Source organism: Paramagnetospirillum sp. (genome assembly GCF_058402745.1).
On the sequence record NZ_JBZVFI010000011.1, the window covers coordinates 175,072 to 197,536 of the forward strand.

The window sequence follows — 22,465 nt, forward strand, 5'->3', positions numbered from 1 at the left end:
CCCACGAGCAGCAAGGCTGCGCATGTCAGAGAAAATTTGATGTGTGCGATTGATGCCGGCACGGGTCGCCGGATATCTGCTGACGCCGGAGACTGTTCCGTCGACTTCACTGGTTTCCAGAGCGTCCATGGGTCCGACCGCAATTGCAGGAGACCCCGTAAATGACAACCGCGATCCTCAGCCAGGTGGCCGAATTGCCCACCCTGCCGACGCCCAAGCTGAAGGCCTTGTGGCGAGAGCTGACCGGCACCGAGCCGCCGCCCTACAACCGCACCTTCCTGGTCAAGCGGCTGGCCTACCGAATCCAGGAACTGGGCTTCGGCGGATTATCGGTCCAGGCCGAACGCCGCCTCGACGATCTGGTCGATGAACTGGACGGCAAGAAGAAGCCCAAGGCCAAGGACATGACCGCGCCGATCGTCGGCACCAAGCTGATCCGGGAATGGCAGGGCGTGCTGCAGGAAGTGACCGCCTTGGCCGACGGCTTCGAATGGCAGGGCCGCCGCTACCAGAGCCTGTCGGCAGTGGCTCGCGCCATCACCGGCACCCGCTGGAATGGCCCCCTCTTTTTCGGCCTGCGCAAGCATGTCAAGCTGGAGACCAGCCGATGAACCCGCCAAAACCGATCCGGAAGGTCCGCTGCGCCATCTATACCCGGAAGTCCTCGGAAGAGGGCCTGGAGATGGAATTCAACAGCCTCGACGCCCAGCGGGAATCCTGCGAAGCCTATATCACCAGCCAGAAGGCGGAAGGCTGGGTGCCGGTGCCGGACCATTACGACGATGGCGGTTTCTCCGGCGGCAACCTCGAGCGCCCCGCCTTGAAGCGCCTGCTGGCCGACATCGAGTCCGGGCTGGTCGATGTGGTGGTGGTCTACAAGATCGACCGCCTGTCGCGCTCGCTGATGGATTTCTCCAAGCTGGTCGAGGTGTTCGACCGCAACGACGTCACCTTCGTGTCGGTGACCCAGTCGTTCAACACCACCACCTCCATGGGCCGGTTGACGCTCAACATCCTGCTCAGCTTCGCCCAATTCGAGCGCGAGGTGATCGGCGAGCGCATCCGCGACAAATTCGCCGCCTCCCGGCGCAAGGGCATGTGGATGGGCGGAGTGCCACCCTTGGGCTACGACGTGGTCGCCCGCAAGCTGGTGGTCAACCAGCCCGAGGCTGATCTGGTCCGCCACATCTTCGACCGCTTCCTCAAGGTCGGCTCCGCCACCCTGCTGGTCAAGGAACTCAACGCCGCCGGTCACCATACCAAGTCCTGGACCACCCAGGACGGCAAGCACCGCGACGGCGCGCCCATCACCAAGAATTTCCTCTACAAGCTGCTCGACAACCGGGTCTATCTCGGCGAGGCCGTCCACAAGGGCGAAGTCCATGCCGGTGAGCATCCCGCCATCATCGACCGCGCCATCTGGGACAAGGTGATGGCGGTGAAGACCGACAATGCGCCCCGCAAGCGCGCCAACGCGGTGCGATCCTCGACCCCGGCGCCGCTGAAGGGGCTGATCCACTGCGCCCATTGCGGCCGGGCCATGACGCCGAGCCATACCCGCAAGAAGGGGCGGCTGTACCGGTACTATACCTGCATGAAGGCGATCCATTCCGGCCACGAGTCCTGCCCGGTCCGCAGCATTGCCGCCGGTGAGATCGAGGCGGCGGTGATCGGGCAAGTTCGTGCCCTGCTGCGCGCCCCCGAGATCCGGGCGCGGGCTGAACGGATGGCACCATCCATGGCCCCGGCCGAACTGCACGCCGCCCTCGATCGCTTCGAGGCACTCTGGGACGAGTTGTTCCCGGCCGAGCAGGCCCGTATCCTCCAACTTCTGGTGGAGAAGGTCAGTATTGCCCCCGACGGCGCCGAGGTCCGCCTGCGGGCCGAGGGACTGGCCAGCGTCATCTCCGACATCACCGCCCAGACCGGCGACAGGAGCGCGGCATGACCGAGACCACCATCGACACCCTCACCGTCCGCGTGCCACTGACCCTACGGCGGTATGGCGGGCGCAAACTGGTAATCGTGCCCGTGGGTGAGGGCGTGCCGATCCGGGCCAAACCCACCCCCGACGACACGCTGCTCAAGGCGCTGGCTCGCGCCCATCGCTGGAAGCGTATGCTGGAATCCGGGCAGGTGGCATCCCTGAACGAGTTGTCCGAAGCCGAGAAGATCAGCCCCTCCTACATGACCCGAATCTACCGCCTGACCCTGCTGGCCCCCGACATCGTCGAAACCATCCTCGACGGCCGCCAGCCGCGCACCCTGCAACTAGCCGACCTGATGGACGACATGCCGGTGGAGTGGGACCGGCAGCGGGAAAAGTACGGGATAGCGACGCGGTGACCAGGCGCGCGAATCCCGATGGGACCATGCATATTGGGTAGAAACACCCTGCGGCAGTCGCCCTGTTCGCAGGAAGACCGCCATGGCCATGGAACCTGTCAGCCAAAACTGTCTCAAAAGATGTCGCCGCCGAATATATTCGAAGTGGTCCGCGTTGTCTCGGTTCGGCCAGTAGTGGTGTGTGGAATTATCCACTGCCACCCTATACTCTGATCGCGTGTGCGCAGCCGAGGGCATTTCAGCCGCGAAATCCAGGGTCTCTATAGAGTTGGGGTGGGGCGTATGAACCAATTGTCCGGCGTGACCGGCAGCAACAAGCTGCTTGATTTCGGAACGCGCGTAAGCCGGTATTTCCTCGATTTCCTGGAAACAGACTTCAAGCGTCAGAAAGCCCCGCGCCGCCGGATTGTGGTGAAGAATGCCGCCGGCCAGCTCATGTCCTTCTCCCTGAGGAAATACGACCGGCTGAACCGCGACATCCTCGATCTGATCAGGGAGCCCGCCACTGAAAAGGGCGCTTCCATCAAGATCACCCGGGGCAAATACGTTTCCCGGATCAGTGCTACGCTGCGCAATCTGATCACCCAGCAGATTGAAGCCATTCCCGATCGGGAATTCGGCCAGATTGCGGTCAGAACCATCGATGACGCCAAGGCATCGCTCGGCAATTCAGTCGAAGATCCCGAGCGCTGGATTGAAGGAATCATCGCCTCGGTAGAGGATGCCGTGGCCGCCAACATTGTTCTGCCGTTGCTGACCCAGTTGGAGGTGCATCTCAAGGCTGCGTCATGGGATGCCGAGGAATCCATTTTTGAGATCCAAAACGAGATCGTCGAGGCGCTGACCCGTGATCTGGGGGAGCATCTGCCGTCGGCGCTCAACTCGCTGATCGTCTCGGGGAAGACCGACAAGATCGAGGCGGTTTTCACCGACTTCTTCGATACCACCCAGGCCAAGCGGCACATGTCGGACTACTTCGACACCTTTGCTGCTTCAGACGCCTTCAACGAAATCCGCGAGCTTCACAGCAACGCCAAGCTCGCCGGTGACAATTTCCAACTCTATCTCTATGTCGCTGATCTGCACTTCAAGACGTCGTCGTTTCCGCTGTTTTACATCGCCGCTGGCATCCAGCAGGGCGAGGATGGTGCCTCGTTCGTCCTGGAACTCGACACCCGCGTCTTCGTCAACAAGGCGGCCGTGGATTGGGTTTCCCAAGAAGCCCAGATTTCTGGTCTGCGCCTGGCCATGAATCCGGTCGAGGATCGGATCATTTATCTCAAGCCCGACGTTTCGCAGGCCACTGAGATCGATCGGGTGATCCGGCGCATCCAAAGCATCTTCGACTTAGATCAGCAGGTGACCATCGCCACCGATGGTCCCCGGCAGGGGCGTTCACTGGATATCCGTATCACAGCGAATCTGCATTTCGCCGTGTTCGACAAGTCAGATGAGGCCCTACTGAATGACTACGAGACCCTACTCACCGAGCTGAAGGGACAGGGCGGCGCTGTCGCCGAGTTGTTCACCAATGTCGTGACCGGATTCATCGACAAGGATCCCGCTCGGTTCGATTCTGCGGTAGATGAACATTGGGAAAACGTCAGCGTCCCGGATCGCCTGGTCGCCGAGACCCCCATCCCATTGAACGAAGAGCAGCGCAAGGTGCTGGAGGCGCTAGGCAGGAGCGATGTGCGCTATCTGGTGATTCAAGGACCGCCAGGAACCGGTAAATCGCATACCATCACAGCCATCGCCTTTGACCACATCCTGAACGGCAAGACCGTCCTAATCCTGTCCGACAAGGGGGAGGCGCTGGACGTGGTCGAGGACAAGCTGACCAAGGCCATCAACGGGGTACGGGTCCATGACAGCTTCCAAAATCCGATCCTACGCCTTGGCCGCCAGGGTGGCACCTATACCAAGCTGCTGACCCAATCATCCATTGGCAAGATCAAGACCTATCATAACGCCGCCAAGGGGCAGCGAAGCCAACTGAAGGCCGACATCAAGGCGGCCAGGGAAAAGATGCGCGCCAATATCGCGGCATCGGTGGAACACCTGTCGGCGGTTTCAATCCAGCAAATTCATCGTCTCCATGAGCTTGAGGCCGCCATCGAAAAGTGGCTGCCCAACCCTGGAAAGGTGATCGGTGAAAGCAGTGCCAGGCCGGCGAAGGTAACCCTCGAAACTATCCAGTCTGTGAGGGACTGGCTGACCAGCCCTGCTGGTGCCGAGGCTATCGGCGAAATCATCAGCTTCAGCCCCGCATCCCCAAAGGATGTCATCAGGACCATGAAGAGGCTGGCATTGGCGTCGCAGATGAATGCTCTCCACCAGGAGCGGCAGGCATTCAGTGTCTTCAAATCGCTCGATCCTCAAAGCCACCACTCAGTCATCGAGAGCTTCATCGTTCGCTATGACAGTCTAAGGCTCCCAATTCTTGGGTATCTGTTCCGCGGCGGAGCCTTGCGTGAGACCCATGCGGCATTCAATCAGGCCATTCCACTGTCGAGCATTCTCGAGGTTCATAAGCGCCTTGACGATATTCGGACCGTCGTCAGATTGCTGCCCGCCATCGCAGAGGTCATCGAGGCATGGGCTCTGCCACTGGAGGATTTCGACTGGATTTTCGCCCAGTCGGTTCACAAGGGCCGCTCTACATTCCCGAATTGCACTGAGCTGACCGGATTCATGGCCAGCACTCTGGCGGCATTCCCCGAGCTTCGTTCAGTGACATGGACCGATGAGGGCGGCATCGAACGCTTCATCTCCTTGTGCCTGGACGCCGCGGAGATGAGCCTGCTGTGGGCCAAAATCGGCCACCATGAGCGTCAGGTTCCCCAATTCGACTTCGTAGCCGAGCGCTCGAGGCTGGAACAGCTCTATGCCACCCAGATGACCCACGAGATGGATAGCCGGTTTCTATCCTTCGCCGAAAATTCCGCGGCTACGGCCAAGACATTGGCGACAGTCATCAGAACCCGTCAGAAATTCCCAACCGAGGCTTTCTCCAAGCTGCGGGACGCTTTTCCCTGCATCATTGCAGGCATTCGCGAATTCGCCGAATACATCCCGCTCGAGCGGGACATGTTCGATCTGGTGATCATTGACGAAGCGTCGCAAGTGTCCGTTGCCCAGGCATTCCCGGCGCTTTTGCGCGCCAAGAAGGTCCTGGTGATGGGAGACAACCGGCAGTTCAGCAACATCAAGTCGGCCCAGGCCAGCAACGAGATCAACGCCTCGTATACGGCGGAACTTCAGTCCTTTTTCCGACAGAACGTTTCCGATGCCGCCGATAAGATGGTCAGAGCCAGCATGTTCGACGTAAAGCGGTCGATCCTGGATTTCTTCGACCTGATCGCCAACTACACGACCATGCTGAAAAAGCATTTCCGTGGCTACCAGGAACTCATCAGCTTCAGTTCCCAGACCTTCTATGGCGGCGCCCTGCAGGCCATCAAGGTGCGTGGATGCCCGGTTGAAGATGTCATCCAATTCACCGTTCTGGATCATGACGGCCGCAAGGAGCGCTATCGGAACACCAATTCCTTGGAGGCAGAATTCATCCGTGAGGAACTGGATGCGATCCTTGAGGAAGCCGATGAAGATGACGCGGAATATCCGACGGTTGGCGTCATCACGCCGTTTCGTGAGCAGGTGACCTTGCTGGCCAAGGAGCTTTTCAACTCCCCGAATGGCAAGCTGTACGAAGAGAAGTTGAAGCTCAAGGTCATGACCTTCGACACCTGCCAGGGCGAGGAACGCGAGATCATCTTCTATTCCATGGTCGCTACCGCGGCCCAGGATTCGCTGAATTACATCTTCCCAGTCGATCTGACGAACGCCTTCGACAGGGTGGAGGAGGCACTGAAGGTCCAACGCCTGAATGTGGGCTTCTCGCGCGCCCAGGAATGCATCCACTTCGTGCTGTCCAAGCCGGTTGACCAATATGTCGGCTCGGCGCGGGCGGTGCTGCAACATTACGAGCGGATTTTGAACGATCGGTCCATGCCGGAGCAGCACGAGGTCGATCCGGCATCACCCATGGAGGGGAAGGTTCTCCAATGGCTGAATGCAGCGCCTTTCGTTCAGAATCATCGGGACGAAATCGAGGTTCAGGCTCAGTTCCCCATCGGCGACTATCTGCGCCAGCTTGATCCGTTCTACAAGCACCCCTCATATCGGGCTGATTTCCTGCTGACCTACAGCAATGGGGACGGCAAGCCCATCAACATCATCATCGAGTACGACGGGTTCCAGGAACACTTCACCGACAGGAAGAACGTCCATGTCGGGAATTGGGCGGAGTATTACAAGCCGGAGGACATTGAGCGGCAGATGATCATTGAGTCGTATGGCTACAAGTTCCTGCGCATCAATCGCTTCAACCTCGGGGCGGACCCCGCACAGACGCTGTCATGTCGCCTGGCCGAACTGATCAAGGCCGCCGAGGATGATGATGACCATGAGCGGGTGAAGGCGATCCGGAGCGATGTCGAGGATCTGCAGAATGGCGACAAGAAAATGTGCCAGCGCTGTAACCAGATCCGTGACCTCAAGGACTTCTGGGATCAGTCCCTGAAGAAGGGGGCCGGTGGGCATGGACGGGTTTGCGCCCACTGCAAGCTGGCCGACAAGACCAGTCGCGCTGGTCATGGTGGAGTGCGCCGGAGGCGTCGTCGTCGGTGGTGATCGAGAGCCGGCTCGGATGTGGGCTGTTGACCGCCAGATCCGTCCCCAGACTCCAGCCCGCGCCAATAAAAACAGCGAAAAGGTCAACAGCTTTTGGCGCTGCAACTCTTTGAATTACTTGCAACTTTAAAACCCGTACCGTTTGGCGGCAGTCAACAGCCTCCAGAGAAACAGGGCGGGAGAGAAGAGAAAATTGGTTAAAAATGCGCTGTCACAAGACCTGAAGGTCAACAGCTACTAACCTAAAACGGCGCAGAGCCTTGGGCTTTCGCCCAAGGCTCTATGCGTCAGAGAATCTATTCTTTGAAAGTAGTGGCGGAGGGAGAGGGATTCGAACCCTCGATACGGCTCAACACCGTATACACACTTTCCAGGCGTGCGCCTTCAACCGCTCGGCCACCCCTCCGCATCGCACGATCCCGGCGAGCCGGGTTCGAGGAAGGGCGGGAAGATACACGAGGGCCGGACGACGCGCAACCCCCTATGAGATTCGCCCAGTGTCACGGAAAAACGGTTGAATTTCAGATGGCTTCGGAGCAAACCTGTATTCATTCGTTAGAGAAGAGCGATAATCGTCGGGGGCATGCATGTTCTTCGGGCGTGTGATGGGATGGCTGTTGATCGGCCTTGCCGTGATCATGGCGTCGGCTGATGCCGTGCTGGCCCTGGGGCCGGCCGAATATGCGGGCATCATCACCGCCGACGTGGTCACCCTGATCGCCGGCCACGCCCCGGACACCACCGATGCCGGACGGTCCGCCCTCAGCGCCCTGGCCGTGGCCATTCTCGACATGCCGGCCTGGATCGCCGTCGGGCTGATGGGGCTCAGCCTATCCATCGCCTGCCGCAAGCGCCAGCGCCAGCGCCGCTTCGTCTTCCGCCGCTGACCCGGGCCACGGCGGCGCCAATCGGCGCGCGTCGCGAACCGCCCCCTCCCTATTTCGCCAGTCGCTTCCGTTCCAGGGTGGCGCGCACCTGCCCCAGTTCGCGCCCCATCTTGCGGATGTCGTAGAGCAGGGTTTCCAGAACCAGGATCACCAGATCGGGGGTCTTGCCGATCTGGGACTTCAGCGCCGCCATGGGAATCACCAGGCAGGTGGTTTCCTCGGCGGCCATGGCCGAGGCCATGCGCGGCTCGTTGTCGATCAGCGCCATCTCGCCGAACACGCCGTTGGCACCGATCTGGCCCAGGGTGACCTTCTGGCCGCCCACCGTCTTGAAGATGGAGACCCGGCCGCTTTCCACCACATAGGCCATGTCGCCGGGATCGCCTTCGTTGAAGATGACCTGGCCGGCGTGGAACTTCTTGCGCCCGGTGCGCTCCTGCGGGGGCTTGGGGGGCTGGACCACCGGGGCATGGGGCGCGGCGGCGGGACGGGCGGGCTGGGCGGCGCCGATGGGCACCACCAGGGGCAACGGCTTGGCCAGGGGCGGCGCCACCCGGCGCTCGGCCACGCCGGGCGGCGGGCGCGACAGCAGCCGGCGGTCCGGCCCCTTGAACGACGCGGTGCGCACGAAGGCCTTGGGATTGACCAGGGCGTTCCTGATGCGGCGGAACAGGGAATCCGTGGACATGGGCTTGACCAGGAATTCGTTCACGCCGGCGCCCCTGGCCTGGAACACCACCTCGGTGGCGGATTCGGCGCTCATCATGATGATGGCCACGTCGTCGCAGGCCACCATGTCGCCGGCCCGCACGAAGCGGGTGAAGTCGATGCCGTCCATGGGCGCCATGTCGTGATCGACGATCACCAGATGGACGGGCTGGCGCCCCAGGATCTCCAGCCCGGCGGGGCCGTCGCCGGCCTCGAGGATGGTCTTGATGCCGAAGGATTGCAGCGCGGTCTTGATGAACGACCGGGCATAGCGCGAATCGTCGATGATGAGCGCTGTGATGGGGCTCAGATCGACGTCGATGTTCATCCCGATAGTCCCCCGCAAGCTGATCCTCCCGAGGTTAAACAGGGCGCGGGCATCTGCCAAGCCCTACTGGAGCTTGTGCCGTCCACCGGGCCGAATTGTCCGTGCTCGTCCTTTGCTTGACGACGGTCAATGAGCGGGGCTATCACCGCTCGGCAGAATGCCTTTCTCCGAAAGAGGGCCTCACGTCATGACGCTAGCACATGCCAGAACCGGAACCGCACCGGTAACGCCGCCGTTCTCGCCGGTGCTGTTGCTGGGCATGGCCCTGAAGCCGCTCCGCCCCGCCGCCCTGCAGCCGCTGTTCGATGCCATGCTGCGGGTGATCCGCCGCCGCCATCCCGACATCCTGGAGCGCATGGCCGATTATTCCGACAAGGCGGTCTGCATCGACCCGGTCGACCTGCCGTTCGTCATCCTGCTGGAACCCGACCCGGAAGACCCGCGCCTCTCCGTGCGCCGCGCCGTCGAGCCGGGCGAGGCGGCCGCCACCATCCACGGACCGCTGGAGATGCTGATCGCGCTGGCCGAGGGCAAGGTGGACGGCGACGCCCTGTTCTTCTCCCGCCGCCTGGTGATCGAGGGCGACACCGAGGTGGTGGTGGCGCTCAGGAACGCCATCGACGGCGCCGGTATCGATCTGATCGACGACATCGCCCAGGAGCTGGGGCCGCTGGCCCGGCCCTTCCGCGGCCTGGCCGGCGCGGCCATCGGGCTGATGGGCCGCATGCGCGAGGATTTCGAGACCCTGCGGGCCGCCATCATCGCCCCGGCGGTCAAGGACACCGCCAACCAGGGCGCCCGCATCACCCAGCTGGAAGGCGAGCTGAAGCAGCTGCGCAAGGCGGCTCGGCGCGGGGGCGTGGCCTGATGGCGTCGGCGACCTCTCCCGTCCGTCCCGAACTGGTCTGCCCGGCCGGCACGCCGGCCGCGCTCCGCAGCGCCGTGGATGCCGGCGCCGACTGCGTCTATGTGGGTTTCCGCGACGAGACCAACGCGCGGAACTTCCCCGGCCTCAACTTCAACCGCAAGGAACTGGCCGAGGGCATCGCCTATGCCCACGAGCGGGGCGCCAAGGTTCTGGTGGCCATCAACACCTTTCCCCGCGCCGGTAGCCCCGAGATCTGGCACCAGGCGGTGGCCGACGCGGCCAGGCTCAAGGCCGACGCCGCCATCCTGGCCGATATCGGCCTGATCGAGCACGCCCACCGGACCCATCCCGAGCTGCGCCTGCATCTCTCGGTCCAGGCCGCCGCCTCCAACCCCGAGGCCATCCGCTTTTATGCCGAGCGGTTCGGGGTCAAGCGGGTGGTGCTGCCCCGGGTGCTGACCGTGCAGGAGATCGCCGCCGTCAACGCCCGCATCGCGCCGGTGGAGACCGAGGTTTTCGTGTTCGGCGGATTGTGCGTCATGGCCGAGGGGCGCTGCGCGCTCTCCTCCTACGCCACCGGCCAGTCGCCCAACATGAACGGCGTCTGCTCGCCGGCCGGCGAGGTGCGCTACACCGAGACGGCCCAGGGCATCACCTCGGAGCTGGGCGGCTTCACCATCAACAAGTTCGCCCACGACGAGCCGGCCGGCTATCCCACCCTGTGCAAGGGCCGCTTCATCGCCAAGGACAAGGCCAGCTACCTGTTCGAGGAACCCACCTCGCTCAACACCCTCACCATGCTGCCCGACCTGATCAAGGCGGGCGTCACCGCCTTCAAGATCGAGGGCCGCCAGCGCGGCCGCGCCTATGTGGCCGCCGTGGTCCAGGCCTTCCGCGCCGGGGTGGACGCCGTGATGGCCGGCAAGCCGCTGCCCGACATCGATCTCGACCGCATCACCGAGGGCGGCAAGCAGACCACCGGCGCCTACGAGAAGGCTTGGCGATGACCTCTTCCCCCAAACTGACCCTCGGGCCGGTCCTGTTCAACTGGACGCCGGAGACACTCCGCGACTTCTATTTCCGCGTGGCCGACGAGGCGGACGTGGACAGCGTCCATGTGGGCGAGGTGGTGTGTTCCAAGCGCACGCCGTTCTTCGAGCCCTTCATCCCCGAGGTGGTGGAACGCCTGGCCGCCGCCGGCAAGGACGTGGTGCTGTCGTCGCTGGCCCTGATCATGAACGACCGCGAGATGGCCCAGGCCCGCGACCTGGCGCAAAGCGAAGGCGTCCTGGTGGAGGCCAACGACATCTCGGTGGCCGCCCTGATGCAGGGCCGCCCCTTCGTGGCCGGGCCGCTGCTGAACATCTACAACGAGGGCACGCTGGCCACCCTGGCCGCCATGGGCGCCATCCGGGTCTGCCTGCCGGCCGAACTGGCCGCCGACGCAGCGGCCTCCCTGGCCGCCTCCACCACCATGGAGACGGAAGTCCAGGCCTTCGGCCGCCTGCCACTGGCCATCTCGGCCCGCTGCTACGCCGCCCGGGCCCGCAACCTGTCCAAGGACGGCTGCCAGTACGTCTGCGCCGACGACCCCGACGGCATGGCGGTGGAGACCCTGGACGAGGTGCCCTTCCTGGCGGTCAACGGCACCCAGACCATGTCCTACCACACCATGGACCTGTTGGGGGACGTGGCGGGGCTGGCGGCGCGCGGCATCGGACGCTTCCGCCTGTGGCCGCAGACCTGCGACATGGTGGCGGTGGCCGCCCTGTTCCGTGCCGTGCTGGCGGGAAGCACCGCTCCCGACGAGGCCGAGGAGCGGCTGGCCGGCCTGTGCCCGGGGGCGGAATTCGCCAACGGCTACATCCATGGCCGCCCCGGCCACCTCTTCATCGACGCCGAAGGCTGACCGCCTCTTGTTCGCGGGCCTGTAGCCCGGCATACTGTATTCGCCGTACTCAGGCTTTTCGGGACGGCGGGTGGCCTTGGGGGGCGCCCGCCCGGGGTGAGCGACATAGATGGCTGACGAAGACAAGGGCAAGGCGTCCGCTGAGATCGAAGGGGAGATCACCTTCGAGCACAAGTTCTTCTCGTCCTTCGAGGATCTGTATTTCCGTCTGACCGATTCGGGTGAGCCGGTGGCGGTGCTGAAGCTCGCCACCAACGAGGCCGTGCTGGCCTTCGACGGCATCAAGCGCGAGTTCGGCATGAAGGAGGACCAGCACGATTTCAAGATGCTGGACAAGGTGGCCGAAGGGCTGCAATTCGTGCGCGGCCTGCGCCCCGGTGACCGTCTGCCCAAGGAGGTCACCACCCGCGAGGCGTCGTGGGAGCCCCAGGACCGCCACCGCCGCATCGCTTACCAGCGTCTGACCATGCAGCTGGTCACCTGGCTGACGGGCAACGAGCACGTCATCAGCAACGTATCCGAACTGGCCCAGGTCGCCGAGGACCCGCAGGTCAAGAAGAACGTCCAGCTGGCCTTCACCGAGGCGGCCGAGGAGCTGGGCCTGGGACGCGAGAACCGCGACGAGGTGGTGCGCTACATCGAGACCCTGGCCAAGGAACTGGCCTTCATCGAGGCGCTGCGCGACACCTACGGCGAGGTGCAGAAGATCGACGAGAAGCTGCAGGGCCTGCGGCGCATCTATGGCGCCGACCGCTCCATGATCGAGACCACCGACCAGGTCGGCCGTCTTTCCCAGCGGGCGCTCAAGGTCTTCCAGGACTATTTCGACCAGGTGGACGCCCAGACCGGCGAAATCCTGGCCATGCTGAAGAACATCGAGAACCAGATCGGCTATATCCGCCAGGTGCGCGACGCGCTGCACTGCCGCCTGCTGCCGTGGGAGGATTACATCCAGGTCTGGAAGACGGTCTTCGTCGTCCGCTCGGACGACAACACCAACAAGATCAGGGACATCTACCAGTTCCTGGCGCCCCGCTACATGCAGTTCAACGACTGGGTCCTGGTGACCAAGCGCGGCATGCAGAAATCCAAGCCCCTGGGGGGCCAGATGCGCTGGTAGGGCGCTTGACAGGCCCGTCCGATTTGAACATTATCCCGCTTCCCGTTTTCGGGGCCGTAGCTCAGTTGGGAGAGCGCCTCGTTCGCAATGAGGAGGTCAGCGGTTCGATCCCGCTCGGCTCCACCAAGTTCCAGGAACCCGACCGCAGACGCGGCCGGGTTCTTTTGCTTTCGGCGATTCCCGCTCCGCGTTAACCCGGTGTTATGACCACCTCTGTTATTCGGTGAAGGTTACGGCTTTCCCAGAATTGGAAGTGCTGCGCCGTGGTATCGCCCGTCTCGTTCCTGACCGCCACCCAGATCTCCGGCCTTACGGCCACGGCGGTGCAGTCGCTGTCGTCCACGGCGCTCAAGGCCCTGAGCGCCACCCAGGTGCGAGCCTTTACCGTCACCAGCATCCAGGCGCTGTCCTCCACCCAGGTCGGCCAGTTGGGCACCACCCAGACGGCGGCGCTGACCACCACCCAGATTCAGGCCCTGACCCCGGGCCAGATGGGCTTCACCCCCACCCAGCTGGCGGTGCTGAGCGCGGCCCAGGTGGATGCCTTCGATGCCGCCGAGATCGCCGTGCTGTCCACCCAGCAGATTCGCGGCCTGACCGTCACCGAGGTGGGGGCGCTGAACACCACCCAGATCGCCGTCCTGGCCTCGACCCAACTGGCCGCGCTGACCGCCACCCAGGCCCGCGGACTGACCACCACCCAGCTGAACGCCGTCACCACCACCCAGATGGCCGGCCTGGCCGTCACTCAGCTGGGAGTGCTGAACACCACGCAGATTTCCGGCCTGACCACGACGACTCTCGCCGACCTGTCCACCACCCAGGTGGCGGGCTTTTCCTCCACCGGCATCGCCGGCCTTTCCACCACCCAGCTGACCGCCCTGACCTCGACCCAGCTGGGCGGATTGACGCGGACCCAGGTCAGCGGGCTCAGTTCCACCCAGGTGGCGGCGCTCACCACCACCCATCTCGGCGCCCTGACCGCCACCCAGATCGGCGGGCTGACCATCACCCAGGTCCGCTCGCTCAGCACCACGGTGGTGGCCGATCTCAGCTCGACCCAGGTGGCGGCCCTGTCCGCCGCCCAGGTGACGGCGCTGACCACCACCCAGGTGGCCAGCATCGAGACCACCGACCTGGCGGCGCTGACCACCACCCAGATGGCGGCGCTGGAGCGCACCGACCTGGCGGCCGTCACCACCACCCAGCTGGCCAGCATGACCGCCACCCAGTTGGGGGCGCTCACCGCGACCAACGTCACCGGACTGTCCACCACCCAGATCGGCGCGCTGTCCACCACCCAGATCGGCGGCCTGGCCAGCACACAGATGAGCACGCTGACCGCCACGCAGATGGGCGGAGTGAACACCACCTCGCTGGCGGTGCTCACCACCACCCAGGTCAATCAGCTGTCGGCCACCGCATTTCGGGCACTCAGCACCACCCAGGTCAACGCCCTGTCCACCACCCAGATGGCCGGCCTGTCGGTCAGCCAGGTGGCGCTGCTGACCACCACCCAGATGGCGTTCATCACCTTCGCTCAGCTGGCGGCACTGACCACGACCCAGATGGGGCGGTTGACCCAGACCCAGGTGGCCGGGCTGAGCACCACCGGGCTGGCGCAACTGACCTCCACGCAAACGGCGGCCCTGAGCGTCACGGGAATCGCCAGCCTCGGCACGGTTCAGTTGGGAGAGCTTTCAACCACCCAGGTGGCGGCCCTGTCGGTGACCCAGGTGGGCGGACTGACCCAGACCCAGATCGCCGCGTTGTCCACCACCCAACTGGCGGCGGTGACCACCACCCAGCTGAGCCGCCTCAGCGTCACTCAGCTGCGCGGGCTGACCACCACCGAGGTGGACACGCTCTCCACCACCCAGTTGGGCGGATTGACCGCCACCCAGTTCAGCAGCCTGACCTCGGCGCAGCTGGGCGTGCTGTCGACCACCAGCCTGGCAAGCCTGTCCACCACCCAGCTGGGAGGCTTGTCCTCGGGGGTGCTGGTGGGGATGAGCTCCACCCAGCTGACCACCCTGACCACCACCCAGATGGCCGGATTGAGCACCACCCAGGTGCGGGGCTTCAGCGCCACGCAACTGGGGCTGTTCACCACCACCCAGGTGGCGGCGCTGTCCACCACCCAGGTGGCCGGCCTGACCACCACCCAGATCAACGGTCTCGGCACCACCACCCTGGATGCGCTGACCACCACCCAGCTGCGCTCGCTGGGCGTGCTGCAACTGGCGGCGCTGTCGTCCTCGGGACTGGCCGGACTGACCACCACCGATCTGGCCTCGCTCACCACCACCCAGGTCACCGGGCTGGAGGCGACGGACATCACCGCCCTGGCCTCCACCCAGATCACCGCCCTGCTGACCACCCAGCTGGCGGCGCTGACCGCGGCCCAGATGGGAGCATTGGGCACCACGGCCATCACCGCCCTGTCCACCACCCAGGTCGCCAGCCTGACCATCACCCAGATCGCCGCCCTGACCGCCACCCAGGTGGGAGTGCTGGAAACCACCGACCTGGCCCAACTGTCCACCACCCAGCTGAGCCGGCTGAGCGCCACGGCGACGGCGGCGCTCAACACCACGCAGCTGGGCGGCCTCACCTCCACGCAGGTGGGGGGATTGGCCGCCTCGGCCTTCGCCGCCCTGGACGTCACCGATCTGGGCGCGCTTTCCACCACCCAGATCAGCGGCATCGCCGCCTTCCAGCTGGCGGCCCTGACCGCCGCCCAGGCCCCCGGCCTCACCACCACGGTGCTTGCCGTCCTCAGCACCACCCAGGTCGCCGGCCTGTCGGTCACCGGCCTGGCGGCGCTGACCGCCACCCAGCTGGGCGGCATGTCCACCACCCAGGTGGCGGCCCTGACCAGCACCCAGGCGGCCCGGCTGACCGCCACCCAGATGGCCGCCCTGGAAACCACGTCGCTGGCGGCTTTCACCGCCACCCAGATCGGCGCGCTCTCGACGACCCAGGTGGGGGCCATCACCACCACGGGCCTTTCCGCGCTCTCCACCACCCAGATCAGCAGCCTGCGGACCACGGCCATCGCCACCCTGGCCACCACCAAGCTGGCCACGCTTTCCACCACCCAGATCGCCGGATTGTCCAGCACCGCCGTCGCCGCGCTCAGCGCGACCGGTATCGGCGCCTTGACCACCACCCAGCTGGCAAGCCTGTCCACCACCCAGCTGGCGGTGATCAGCGGTGGCAGCATTCGCGGATTGACCACCACCGGACTGGGAACGTTGTCCACCACCCAGGTGGGGGGACTGACCACCACCCTGCTCGGCTCCCTGAGCGCCACCCAGTTCAACGGCCTGTCCACCACCGGCCTGGCGGTGCTGTCCACCACCCAGCTGGGCGGACTGGTGACGGCCCAGCTGGCGGGGCTGTCCACCACCATGGTGACCGGCCTGTCCACCACCGGGTTGGCGGCCTTGACGGCAACCCAGGTCCGGGCACTCACCACCACCAGCCTTGGCGCGCTGTCCACCACCCAGCTGGCGGTGCTGACCTCGACGCAGGTGGCGGGGCTGAACGCCACCCAGGTGGGCGGCCTGACCACCACCACGATATCGGCGCTGTCCACCACCCAGGTGGCCGGATTGTCGGTGGGCAGCGTGACGTCCCTGACCACCACCCAGCTGACCGGCCTGACCTCCACCTCCGTCGGCGCGATCAGCACCACCGGCATGGCGCGACTGAGCGCCACCCTGCTGACCGGGCTGACATCGACCCAGATGAGCGGCCTGTCCACCACCCAGCTGTCCAGCCTCACCACCACCTCGGTGCGGGCCCTGTCCACCACGGCCCTGGCCAGCCTGACCACGACCCAGCTGACCGGGCTGAACGCCACCCAGGTCGCCGGCCTGAGCACCACCCAGATCGGCGGCCTCAGTTCCACCGGGGTGCAGGCCCTGAGCACCACCCAGTTCGGCGCCCTCACCGCCACCGGCATCAGCGGGCTCAACACCACCCAGTTCACCGCCCTGACCACCACCCAGGTGGCGGCCATCAGCGCCGGCCAGGCCCGGGGGCTGGACTCCACCGACCTCGGCGCCCTGTCGACCACCCAGGTCGGCAGCCTGACCGCCACCGCCCTCGGCTCCCTGTTCTCCACGGCGGTCGCCGGCCTCGGCTCGGCCTCGCTGGCGGCATTGTCCACCACCCAGGTCAGGGGGTTGACGGCCACCGCCCTGGTGGCGCTCACCACCACCCAGCTGGAAGGATTGACCAGCACCCAGGTCGCGGCACTGACCACCACCCAGGTCCGCGGACTGAGCACGACGGCCATCGGCGGATTGTCATCCACCCAATTGGGGTCGGTGACCTCGGCCCAGCTCGGAAACCTGACCACCTCGCAGCTGGCCGCCCTCGGCTCCACCAGCGTGGCGGACCTGACCACCACCCAGATCGACGGACTGACCGCCACCCAGATGGCCGCCATGGCCACCACCAGCATGGCGGTGCTGTCCACCACCCAGATCCTGTCGCTGAGCACCACGCAGGCGGCCGCGCTCACCGCCGCCCAGGTCGCGGCCTTGAGCACCACCCAGATCGACAGCCTGGTGTCGCTGTTCTAGAGCGTCGTGCGTTTAATCAGAAACAGTCTGTCACCCTGAGGCATGGCCGAAGGGTCTTTCACCAACACCGGCGACCAATTGCGGTTGAAAGATCCATCGCTGCGCTCAGGATGACACTGTGTTTCAGGTATGAGGCTCGCCGCTCTAGAGCGGCGTGCGTTTAATCTGAAACATACCCGGCTTCCCTGAGGTAGTTCCAGCATTCGTCTGGGGTGTAGAGATCGCAGATATTGCCGACGGCCTTCCAGAGGTCGTCGATGGTGCGCGCGCCGATCCGTCGGAGATGAGCCTTGAGTTTGGCAAAGGCCATCTCGATTGGGTTTAGGTCTGGGCTGTATGGGGGTAGGAACAGGAACCAGGCGCCTCTCTCCTTGAGGATGGCCTTGGCCTTCTCGCTTTTATGGCTGGAGAGGTTGTCGAGGATGACGACGTCGCCCGGCTGGAGCGTCGGGGCCAGTTGGGTCTCGACGTAGACCTCGAAGGTTTGTCGGTTCATGGGGCCGTTTATGATCCAGGGTGCCGTCAGACCGTCACAGCGCAAGGCGGCGATGAAGGTTTGGGTTCCCCAGTGGCCGAATGGCGCGCGGGCCTTGAACCGTTGCCCTCGCGGTGCCCGTCCCCGCAACCGGGTCATCTTGGTGGTGGTGGCGGTCTCGTCGATGAACGCCAGCCGGTGAGGCTCCTGGCACATCCGGGGCTGGCGGTGGCTCAGCCAGGTCCGGCGCTCCGCCACCACATCATCGCGACCGGCTTCGGTGGCCAGCAGCGTTTTTTTTGACGCTGAAGCCTTGCCCGATCAGAAACCGCGAGAGTGACGCCGGGTGGGCCGTGACGCCGCATTCGGCCTTCAGCTTGGCCGCCAGTTCCGGCATCGTGATGTCGCCTTGCGCCTCCACCCAGCCGGTCAGAAGAGCGGCAAAGGCCGCCAGCTTACCACCGCCCGGCGGACGGCCTTGCCGCAAGGGCTCCAACGAACCCGTCGCCGCCATCCGTTGTGCAAGACGGACGCTGGTCGCGGCGCTCACTCCAAAATGCCGAGCCGCCGCTCGCCGCGATTCGCCGTGTTCGATCTTACCGTAAACACGGACCCGAAGATCTGATGATAGCCATTTGCCCATGATCCACCTCCAATGAGGTTGAATCACTTTTTCGCCTACAAGGGAATCCCCTGCGATTCAGATTTCAGGTCCGATGCTCTAGCCTTGAAGGCGAGGCATGCGGTCATCCTGGGCATCGCGAGGGATGAGACCTTCACCGGAAAGCCCCTTCGCCGAGGCTCAGGGCGACGGCACGTTTCCGATTTTGGGCTGGCCGCCCTCGATTTTTCGGCCCGCCAGAAACGCGAATGGCCGGGACGAGGTCCCGGCCATGGAAATTCGGCGATGGCGACGGCCGTTCAGTTGGCCTTGCTGCCGCCCCTGGTGGATTGCAGCTCGGCCACCTTGGTCCGCATGGCGCCCAGCAGGCCATCGATCTTGCCGCCATTGGCCTGGATCACCGCAGCGTATTCGTTACGGTAGGTAATGGCCATGGAGGCGCCCTCCACCACCAGGTCGACGACGCGAAGATCGGCCTCGCCTTTCTTCAGCTTCCATTGCAGGTTGATCGGCGACTGATGGTCGCGCTCCACCTTGGATTCGACCACGACGCCGCGTTCGCCATCGGTGGCGGCGTTGGTCACCACGTGGCGCAGGTCGCCGCCGTAATCCTTGAAGCGGGTCGCCCAGGTCAGCACCACGATGTCCTCGAAGGACTTGAGGAATTCCTGCTGCTGCTCCGGGGTGGCGGCGCGCCAGTGGCGGCCCAGCACGAACTTGCCGATTTCCGGCAGATCGACGTCGCTGGTGAACTGGCTGCGGAAGCGCTGATTGCGCTCGGTATCGCTCATCCCCTTGGCGGTCATGGTCTCCATGGCCTTGCCGGCCAGCTGGGATACGAAGGCCTTGGGATCCGCCTCGGCGGCGGCGATGGGATTGAAGGCGATGCCGAGAAAGAGCCCGGCGAGGACCGCGATAAGGAAACGACGGAACATCATTGTCTTGTCTGGCCTATGGATTGTCACTGCGCCGACTGGGAAAGCTCTTCGCCCTTGGTGGACCGGGACAGGCCCGGAGCCGGAATCTTCTCTCCGCCGCCGCGGCCGTTCTTGATTTCCGAGGCACGGTGCTGGCGATAAAGCGACCGCAGCGAGGCGTAGTAGTCCAGCGACGTCCGCTCGATCTCGTCCAGAGTGTCGAGCAGCCCCTCGCGCTTGTCCAGGCCGGTCATGCCCATGCGGGTGTAGGAGATGTACTCCTTGCCCATGTTGGCCATGGCCAGGTCGAACGGATCGGCGAACATCTCGGCCGCCAGGCCGATGCCGTCGCGGGGATTGGACGGGCCGAAGATGGGCAGCATCAGGAACGGTCCCTCGCCCACGCCCCACACCGCCAGGGTCTGGCCCAGATCCTCCTCGTGCGGGGGGATGCCGGCCGGGGTGGCCACGTCGAGGAAGCCGGCCAGGCCGAAAGTGGTGTTCAGCATGGCGCGGAAGAAGGTCTGTACCGCGCGGTCGGTCTCGCCCTGCAGCACGTCGTTGGCAAAGGTCAGCGGGCTGTTCAGGTTGGTCAGGATGTTGTGGACCCGCTCCCGTCCGAACTTGGGCATGACGGCGCGATAGCCCTCGGCCGCCGGCTTGATGGCGTACTTGTCTGCGGCGCGGTTGAAATCGAAGATCGCCCGGTTCATGGGCTCCAGCGGGTCGTTGACCTGCTCCCACTCGGCGACGGCTTCCTTGTCGTCGGCCGGGGGCGGCGTGGCGCAACCGGCGATCAATGCCAGGGCGAAGACAGGGGCGACGAGGCGGGCGACGGTCCGGCGCGTGGCATTCATGGGCTGCGTACCTTCTGTACCTTCGATCAAAGGAAACGGGCGCGCCAGGGCGCCGCCCGAGGTCGGGAGCCGCGTGCCCCCAATATTCCGAGGTATCACAGTCCCGGCCTAATGGCTAGAGGGGAAAGGAGAATTCGCCCCGGACCCGCCGACTGATGTGGCATTCCCGCATCATCGAGCGAACACCTTATGCCCCCTTTTCGACCAGGGGCAATCAATGCTTCATATCCGCATAAAGATATGTTTATATGTTTTCAGAATGACGACGGGAGCCCCTGTGGTGGAAACCTTGCTGACGGGATTGCGCGCCGCCGCCGAGCCGACCAGGCTTCGGCTGCTGCACCTGCTCGCCCAGGGCGAGTTGACCGTCACCGAGATCACCCAGATTCTGGGCCAGAGCCAGCCGCGCGTGTCGCGCCACCTGAAGCTGATGTGCGAGGCCGGGCTGCTCGACCGCTTCCCCGAGGGCGCCTGGGTGTTCTACCGTCTGGCCGCCAAGGGGCGCGGCGGAGCGGTGGCGCGGCGCCTGCTGGACCTGCTGCCCGAGGGCGACCAGACCCTGGCGCTGGATCAGCAGCGGCTGTCGGCGGTCCGTGCCGTGCGCGCCGATCGGGCCCAGGCCTATTTCCGCGACAACGCGTCGCGCTGGAACGAGATCCGCTCGCTGCAGGTGGACGAGGCCGAGGTGGAAAAGGCCCTGCTGGCGGTGTTCGCCGGGCGGCGCATCCACGATCTGGTGGACATGGGCACCGGCACCGGACGGGTGCTGGAGGTGCTGGGCCCCCATGTGGAGCGCGCCATCGGCATCGACCTGTCGCGCGAAATGCTCTCGGTGGCCCGGACCAATCTGGAACGCCTGAACTTAAGCAATTGCATGGTGCGCCAGGGCGACATCGCCCAGTTGCCCCTGCCCGCCGGAGCCGCCGACGCGGTGACCATCCATCAGGTGCTGCACTACGCCACCGACCCCGCCGCCCTGGTGGCCGAGGCCGCCCGGGTGCTGGAGCCCGGCGGACGGCTGGCCATCGTCGATTTCGCCCCCCACGGCGAGGAGGCGCTTCGCGACCAGCACGCCCATCGCCGCCTCGGCTTCGAGGATGCCGAGGTGGAGGGCTGGCTCAGGGCCGCCGGGCTGGAGCCCGGCCCCGTCTCCCGCCTGCCCGGCAAGCCCTTGACCGTGGTGGTCTGGACCGCCCACAAACCCCAACCGACCCAGAAGTCCACAGGAGCACCCCGTTGAGTCTCCCCCGTTCCGAATTGCCCATCGCCGCCGCCAGCCGCAAGCCGGTCAGCGTCTCGTTCGAGTTCTTCCCGCCCAAGACCGACAAGATGCAGCAATCGCTGTGGGAATGCATCGAGCGCCTGGCTCCGCTGGCGCCCCAGTTCGTCTCGGTGACCTATGGCGCCGGCGGCACCACCCGCGAACGCACCCACGAGACCGTGGTGCGCATCGCGCGCGAGACGGTGCTGAAGCCGGCCGCTCACCTCACCTGCGTCGGCCATTCCAAGGGCGAGGTGGACGACATCGCCCGGCGCTACTGGGACGAGGGCATCCGCCACATCGTGGCGCTTCGCGGCGACATGCCCGACGGCCAGGCCTATGTGGCCCATCCCCAGGGCTACGCCTATGCCGCCGATCTGGTCGAGGGCCTGAAGCGCATCGCCGATTTCGAGATCTCGGTGGCCGCCTACCCGGAGAAGCACCCCGACGCGCCTTCGGCCCAATTCGACCTCGACAACCTGAAGCGCAAGATCGACGCGGGCGCCAACCGCGCCATCAGCCAGTATTTCTTCGACCCGGCGGTGTTCCTGGCCTTCCGCGAGAAGGCCGCCCAGGCCGGCATCACCGTGCCGATCCTGCCCGGCATCCTGCCGGTGACCAATTTCGCCCAGGTGCGGAAATTCTCCGCCGCCTGCGGCGCCAGCGTGCCCGATTGGATGGCCGATCTGTTCGCCGGCCTGGACGACGACCCCGAGACGCGGCGCCTGGTGGCCGCCACCGTCGCCGCCGAGCAGTGCCGGATTCTCGCCGCCGAGGGGGTGGAGCAGTTCCACTTCTATACCCTCAACCGCGCCGACCTCGCCTACGCCATCAGCCACATCCTGGGCGTGCGGCCGAAGGTGGCCGGCTAATTTTT

Annotated in this window: 16 protein-coding genes and 2 tRNA genes; 13 read left to right on the forward strand and 5 right to left on the reverse strand. The window is 64.9% G+C overall.

Annotation, left to right across the window (positions count from 1 at the left end; translation table 11 throughout):
- Positions 1-161 precede the first annotated feature (161 nt).
- From ACV4UZ_RS08995 to ACV4UZ_RS09010, 4 genes are all read left to right on the forward strand, one after another.
- The gene (locus ACV4UZ_RS08995; protein ID WP_491600551.1) at positions 162-611 is read left to right on the forward strand and encodes a DUF2924 domain-containing protein; all 450 of its coding nucleotides are present in this window, start codon (positions 162-164) and stop codon (positions 609-611) included.
- Positions 608-1,948 (forward strand): recombinase family protein, encoded by a 1,341-nt coding sequence (locus tag ACV4UZ_RS09000; RefSeq protein WP_491600552.1) that lies wholly within the window; start codon positions 608-610, stop codon positions 1,946-1,948. The genes ACV4UZ_RS08995 and ACV4UZ_RS09000 overlap by 4 nt, the downstream gene beginning before the upstream one ends.
- Positions 1,945-2,346: a hypothetical protein gene (locus tag ACV4UZ_RS09005; protein ID WP_491600553.1), complete on the forward strand. Its 402-nt coding sequence runs from the start codon at positions 1,945-1,947 to the stop codon at positions 2,344-2,346. Before ACV4UZ_RS09000 ends, ACV4UZ_RS09005 begins: the two co-directional genes overlap by 4 nt.
- A 282-nt stretch (positions 2,347-2,628) precedes the next feature.
- Positions 2,629-7,041 carry an AAA domain-containing protein gene (locus ACV4UZ_RS09010; RefSeq protein ID WP_491600554.1) on the forward strand — a complete coding sequence of 1,471 codons (4,413 nt, stop codon included), beginning with the start codon at positions 2,629-2,631 and terminating at the stop codon, positions 7,039-7,041.
- Between the two features lie 313 nt (positions 7,042-7,354).
- Here the strand turns inward: ACV4UZ_RS09010 and ACV4UZ_RS09015 are convergent.
- Positions 7,355-7,447: transfer RNA gene (locus tag ACV4UZ_RS09015), tRNA-Ser, on the reverse strand.
- A 181-nt stretch (positions 7,448-7,628) separates the two neighbouring features.
- On the opposite strand from ACV4UZ_RS09015, the gene ACV4UZ_RS09020 reads away from it, so the two are divergent.
- Positions 7,629-7,928: a hypothetical protein gene (locus ACV4UZ_RS09020; RefSeq protein ID WP_491600555.1), complete on the forward strand. Its 300-nt coding sequence runs from the start codon at positions 7,629-7,631 to the stop codon at positions 7,926-7,928.
- Positions 7,929-7,977: 49 nt separating this feature from the next.
- Here ACV4UZ_RS09020 and ACV4UZ_RS09025 read toward each other — a convergent pair whose 3' ends face one another.
- Positions 7,978-8,964 (reverse strand): cyclic nucleotide-binding domain-containing protein, encoded by a 987-nt coding sequence (locus tag ACV4UZ_RS09025; RefSeq protein WP_491600556.1) that lies wholly within the window; start codon positions 8,962-8,964, stop codon positions 7,978-7,980.
- A 187-nt stretch (positions 8,965-9,151) separates the two neighbouring features.
- Here ACV4UZ_RS09025 and ubiT point away from each other — a divergent pair, with 187 nt between their 5' ends.
- The 6 genes from ubiT (at position 9,152) to ACV4UZ_RS09055 (ending at position 17,456) form a co-directional block, all read left to right on the forward strand.
- Positions 9,152-9,832 (forward strand): ubiquinone anaerobic biosynthesis accessory factor UbiT, encoded by a 681-nt coding sequence (gene ubiT, locus ACV4UZ_RS09030; protein ID WP_491600557.1) that lies wholly within the window; start codon positions 9,152-9,154, stop codon positions 9,830-9,832.
- Positions 9,832-10,839: a ubiquinone anaerobic biosynthesis protein UbiU gene (gene ubiU / locus ACV4UZ_RS09035; protein ID WP_491600558.1), complete on the forward strand. Its 1,008-nt coding sequence runs from the start codon at positions 9,832-9,834 to the stop codon at positions 10,837-10,839. Before ubiT ends, ubiU begins: the two co-directional genes overlap by 1 nt.
- Positions 10,836-11,741 carry a ubiquinone anaerobic biosynthesis protein UbiV gene (gene ubiV / locus ACV4UZ_RS09040; RefSeq protein ID WP_491600559.1) on the forward strand — a complete coding sequence of 302 codons (906 nt, stop codon included), beginning with the start codon at positions 10,836-10,838 and terminating at the stop codon, positions 11,739-11,741. Before ubiU ends, ubiV begins: the two co-directional genes overlap by 4 nt.
- 109 nt (positions 11,742-11,850) lie before the next feature.
- A complete protein-coding gene (locus ACV4UZ_RS09045; RefSeq protein ID WP_491600560.1) occupies positions 11,851-12,861 on the forward strand; it encodes a hypothetical protein in 1,011 nt (336 codons plus the stop codon).
- A gap of 50 nt (positions 12,862-12,911) precedes the next feature.
- Positions 12,912-12,987, forward strand: a tRNA-Ala gene (locus ACV4UZ_RS09050).
- Between the two features lie 137 nt (positions 12,988-13,124).
- On the forward strand, positions 13,125-17,456 hold the full coding sequence (locus ACV4UZ_RS09055) for a beta strand repeat-containing protein (RefSeq protein WP_491600561.1): 4,332 nt from the start codon (positions 13,125-13,127) through the stop codon (positions 17,454-17,456).
- Between the two features lie 160 nt (positions 17,457-17,616).
- Here ACV4UZ_RS09055 and ACV4UZ_RS09060 read toward each other — a convergent pair.
- The 3 genes from ACV4UZ_RS09060 to ACV4UZ_RS09070 all read right to left on the reverse strand — a co-directional run bounded on the left by ACV4UZ_RS09060 (position 17,617) and on the right by ACV4UZ_RS09070 (position 20,327).
- Positions 17,617-18,574 (reverse strand): IS630 family transposase gene (locus ACV4UZ_RS09060; protein WP_491599710.1). Its coding sequence is split into 2 segments (ribosomal slippage): positions 17,617-18,244 and positions 18,243-18,574, totalling 960 coding nucleotides; the frame shifts between segments, so codons are not numbered across the junction.
- Between the two features lie 278 nt (positions 18,575-18,852).
- Positions 18,853-19,491: an MlaC/ttg2D family ABC transporter substrate-binding protein gene (locus tag ACV4UZ_RS09065; RefSeq protein ID WP_491600562.1), complete on the reverse strand. Its 639-nt coding sequence runs from the start codon at positions 19,489-19,491 to the stop codon at positions 18,853-18,855.
- 23 nt (positions 19,492-19,514) lie between these two features.
- A complete protein-coding gene (locus tag ACV4UZ_RS09070; RefSeq protein ID WP_491600563.1) occupies positions 19,515-20,327 on the reverse strand; it encodes an MlaA family lipoprotein in 813 nt (270 codons plus the stop codon).
- 280 nt (positions 20,328-20,607) lie between these two features.
- Here ACV4UZ_RS09070 and ACV4UZ_RS09075 point away from each other — a divergent pair, with 280 nt between their 5' ends.
- Both ACV4UZ_RS09075 and metF read left to right on the forward strand, forming a co-directional pair.
- A complete protein-coding gene (locus tag ACV4UZ_RS09075) occupies positions 20,608-21,567 on the forward strand; it encodes an ArsR/SmtB family transcription factor (RefSeq protein WP_491600564.1) in 960 nt (319 codons plus the stop codon).
- On the forward strand, positions 21,564-22,460 hold the full coding sequence (metF, locus tag ACV4UZ_RS09080) for a methylenetetrahydrofolate reductase (protein ID WP_491600565.1): 897 nt from the start codon (positions 21,564-21,566) through the stop codon (positions 22,458-22,460). Before ACV4UZ_RS09075 ends, metF begins: the two co-directional genes overlap by 4 nt.
- Positions 22,461-22,465 lie beyond the last annotated feature (5 nt).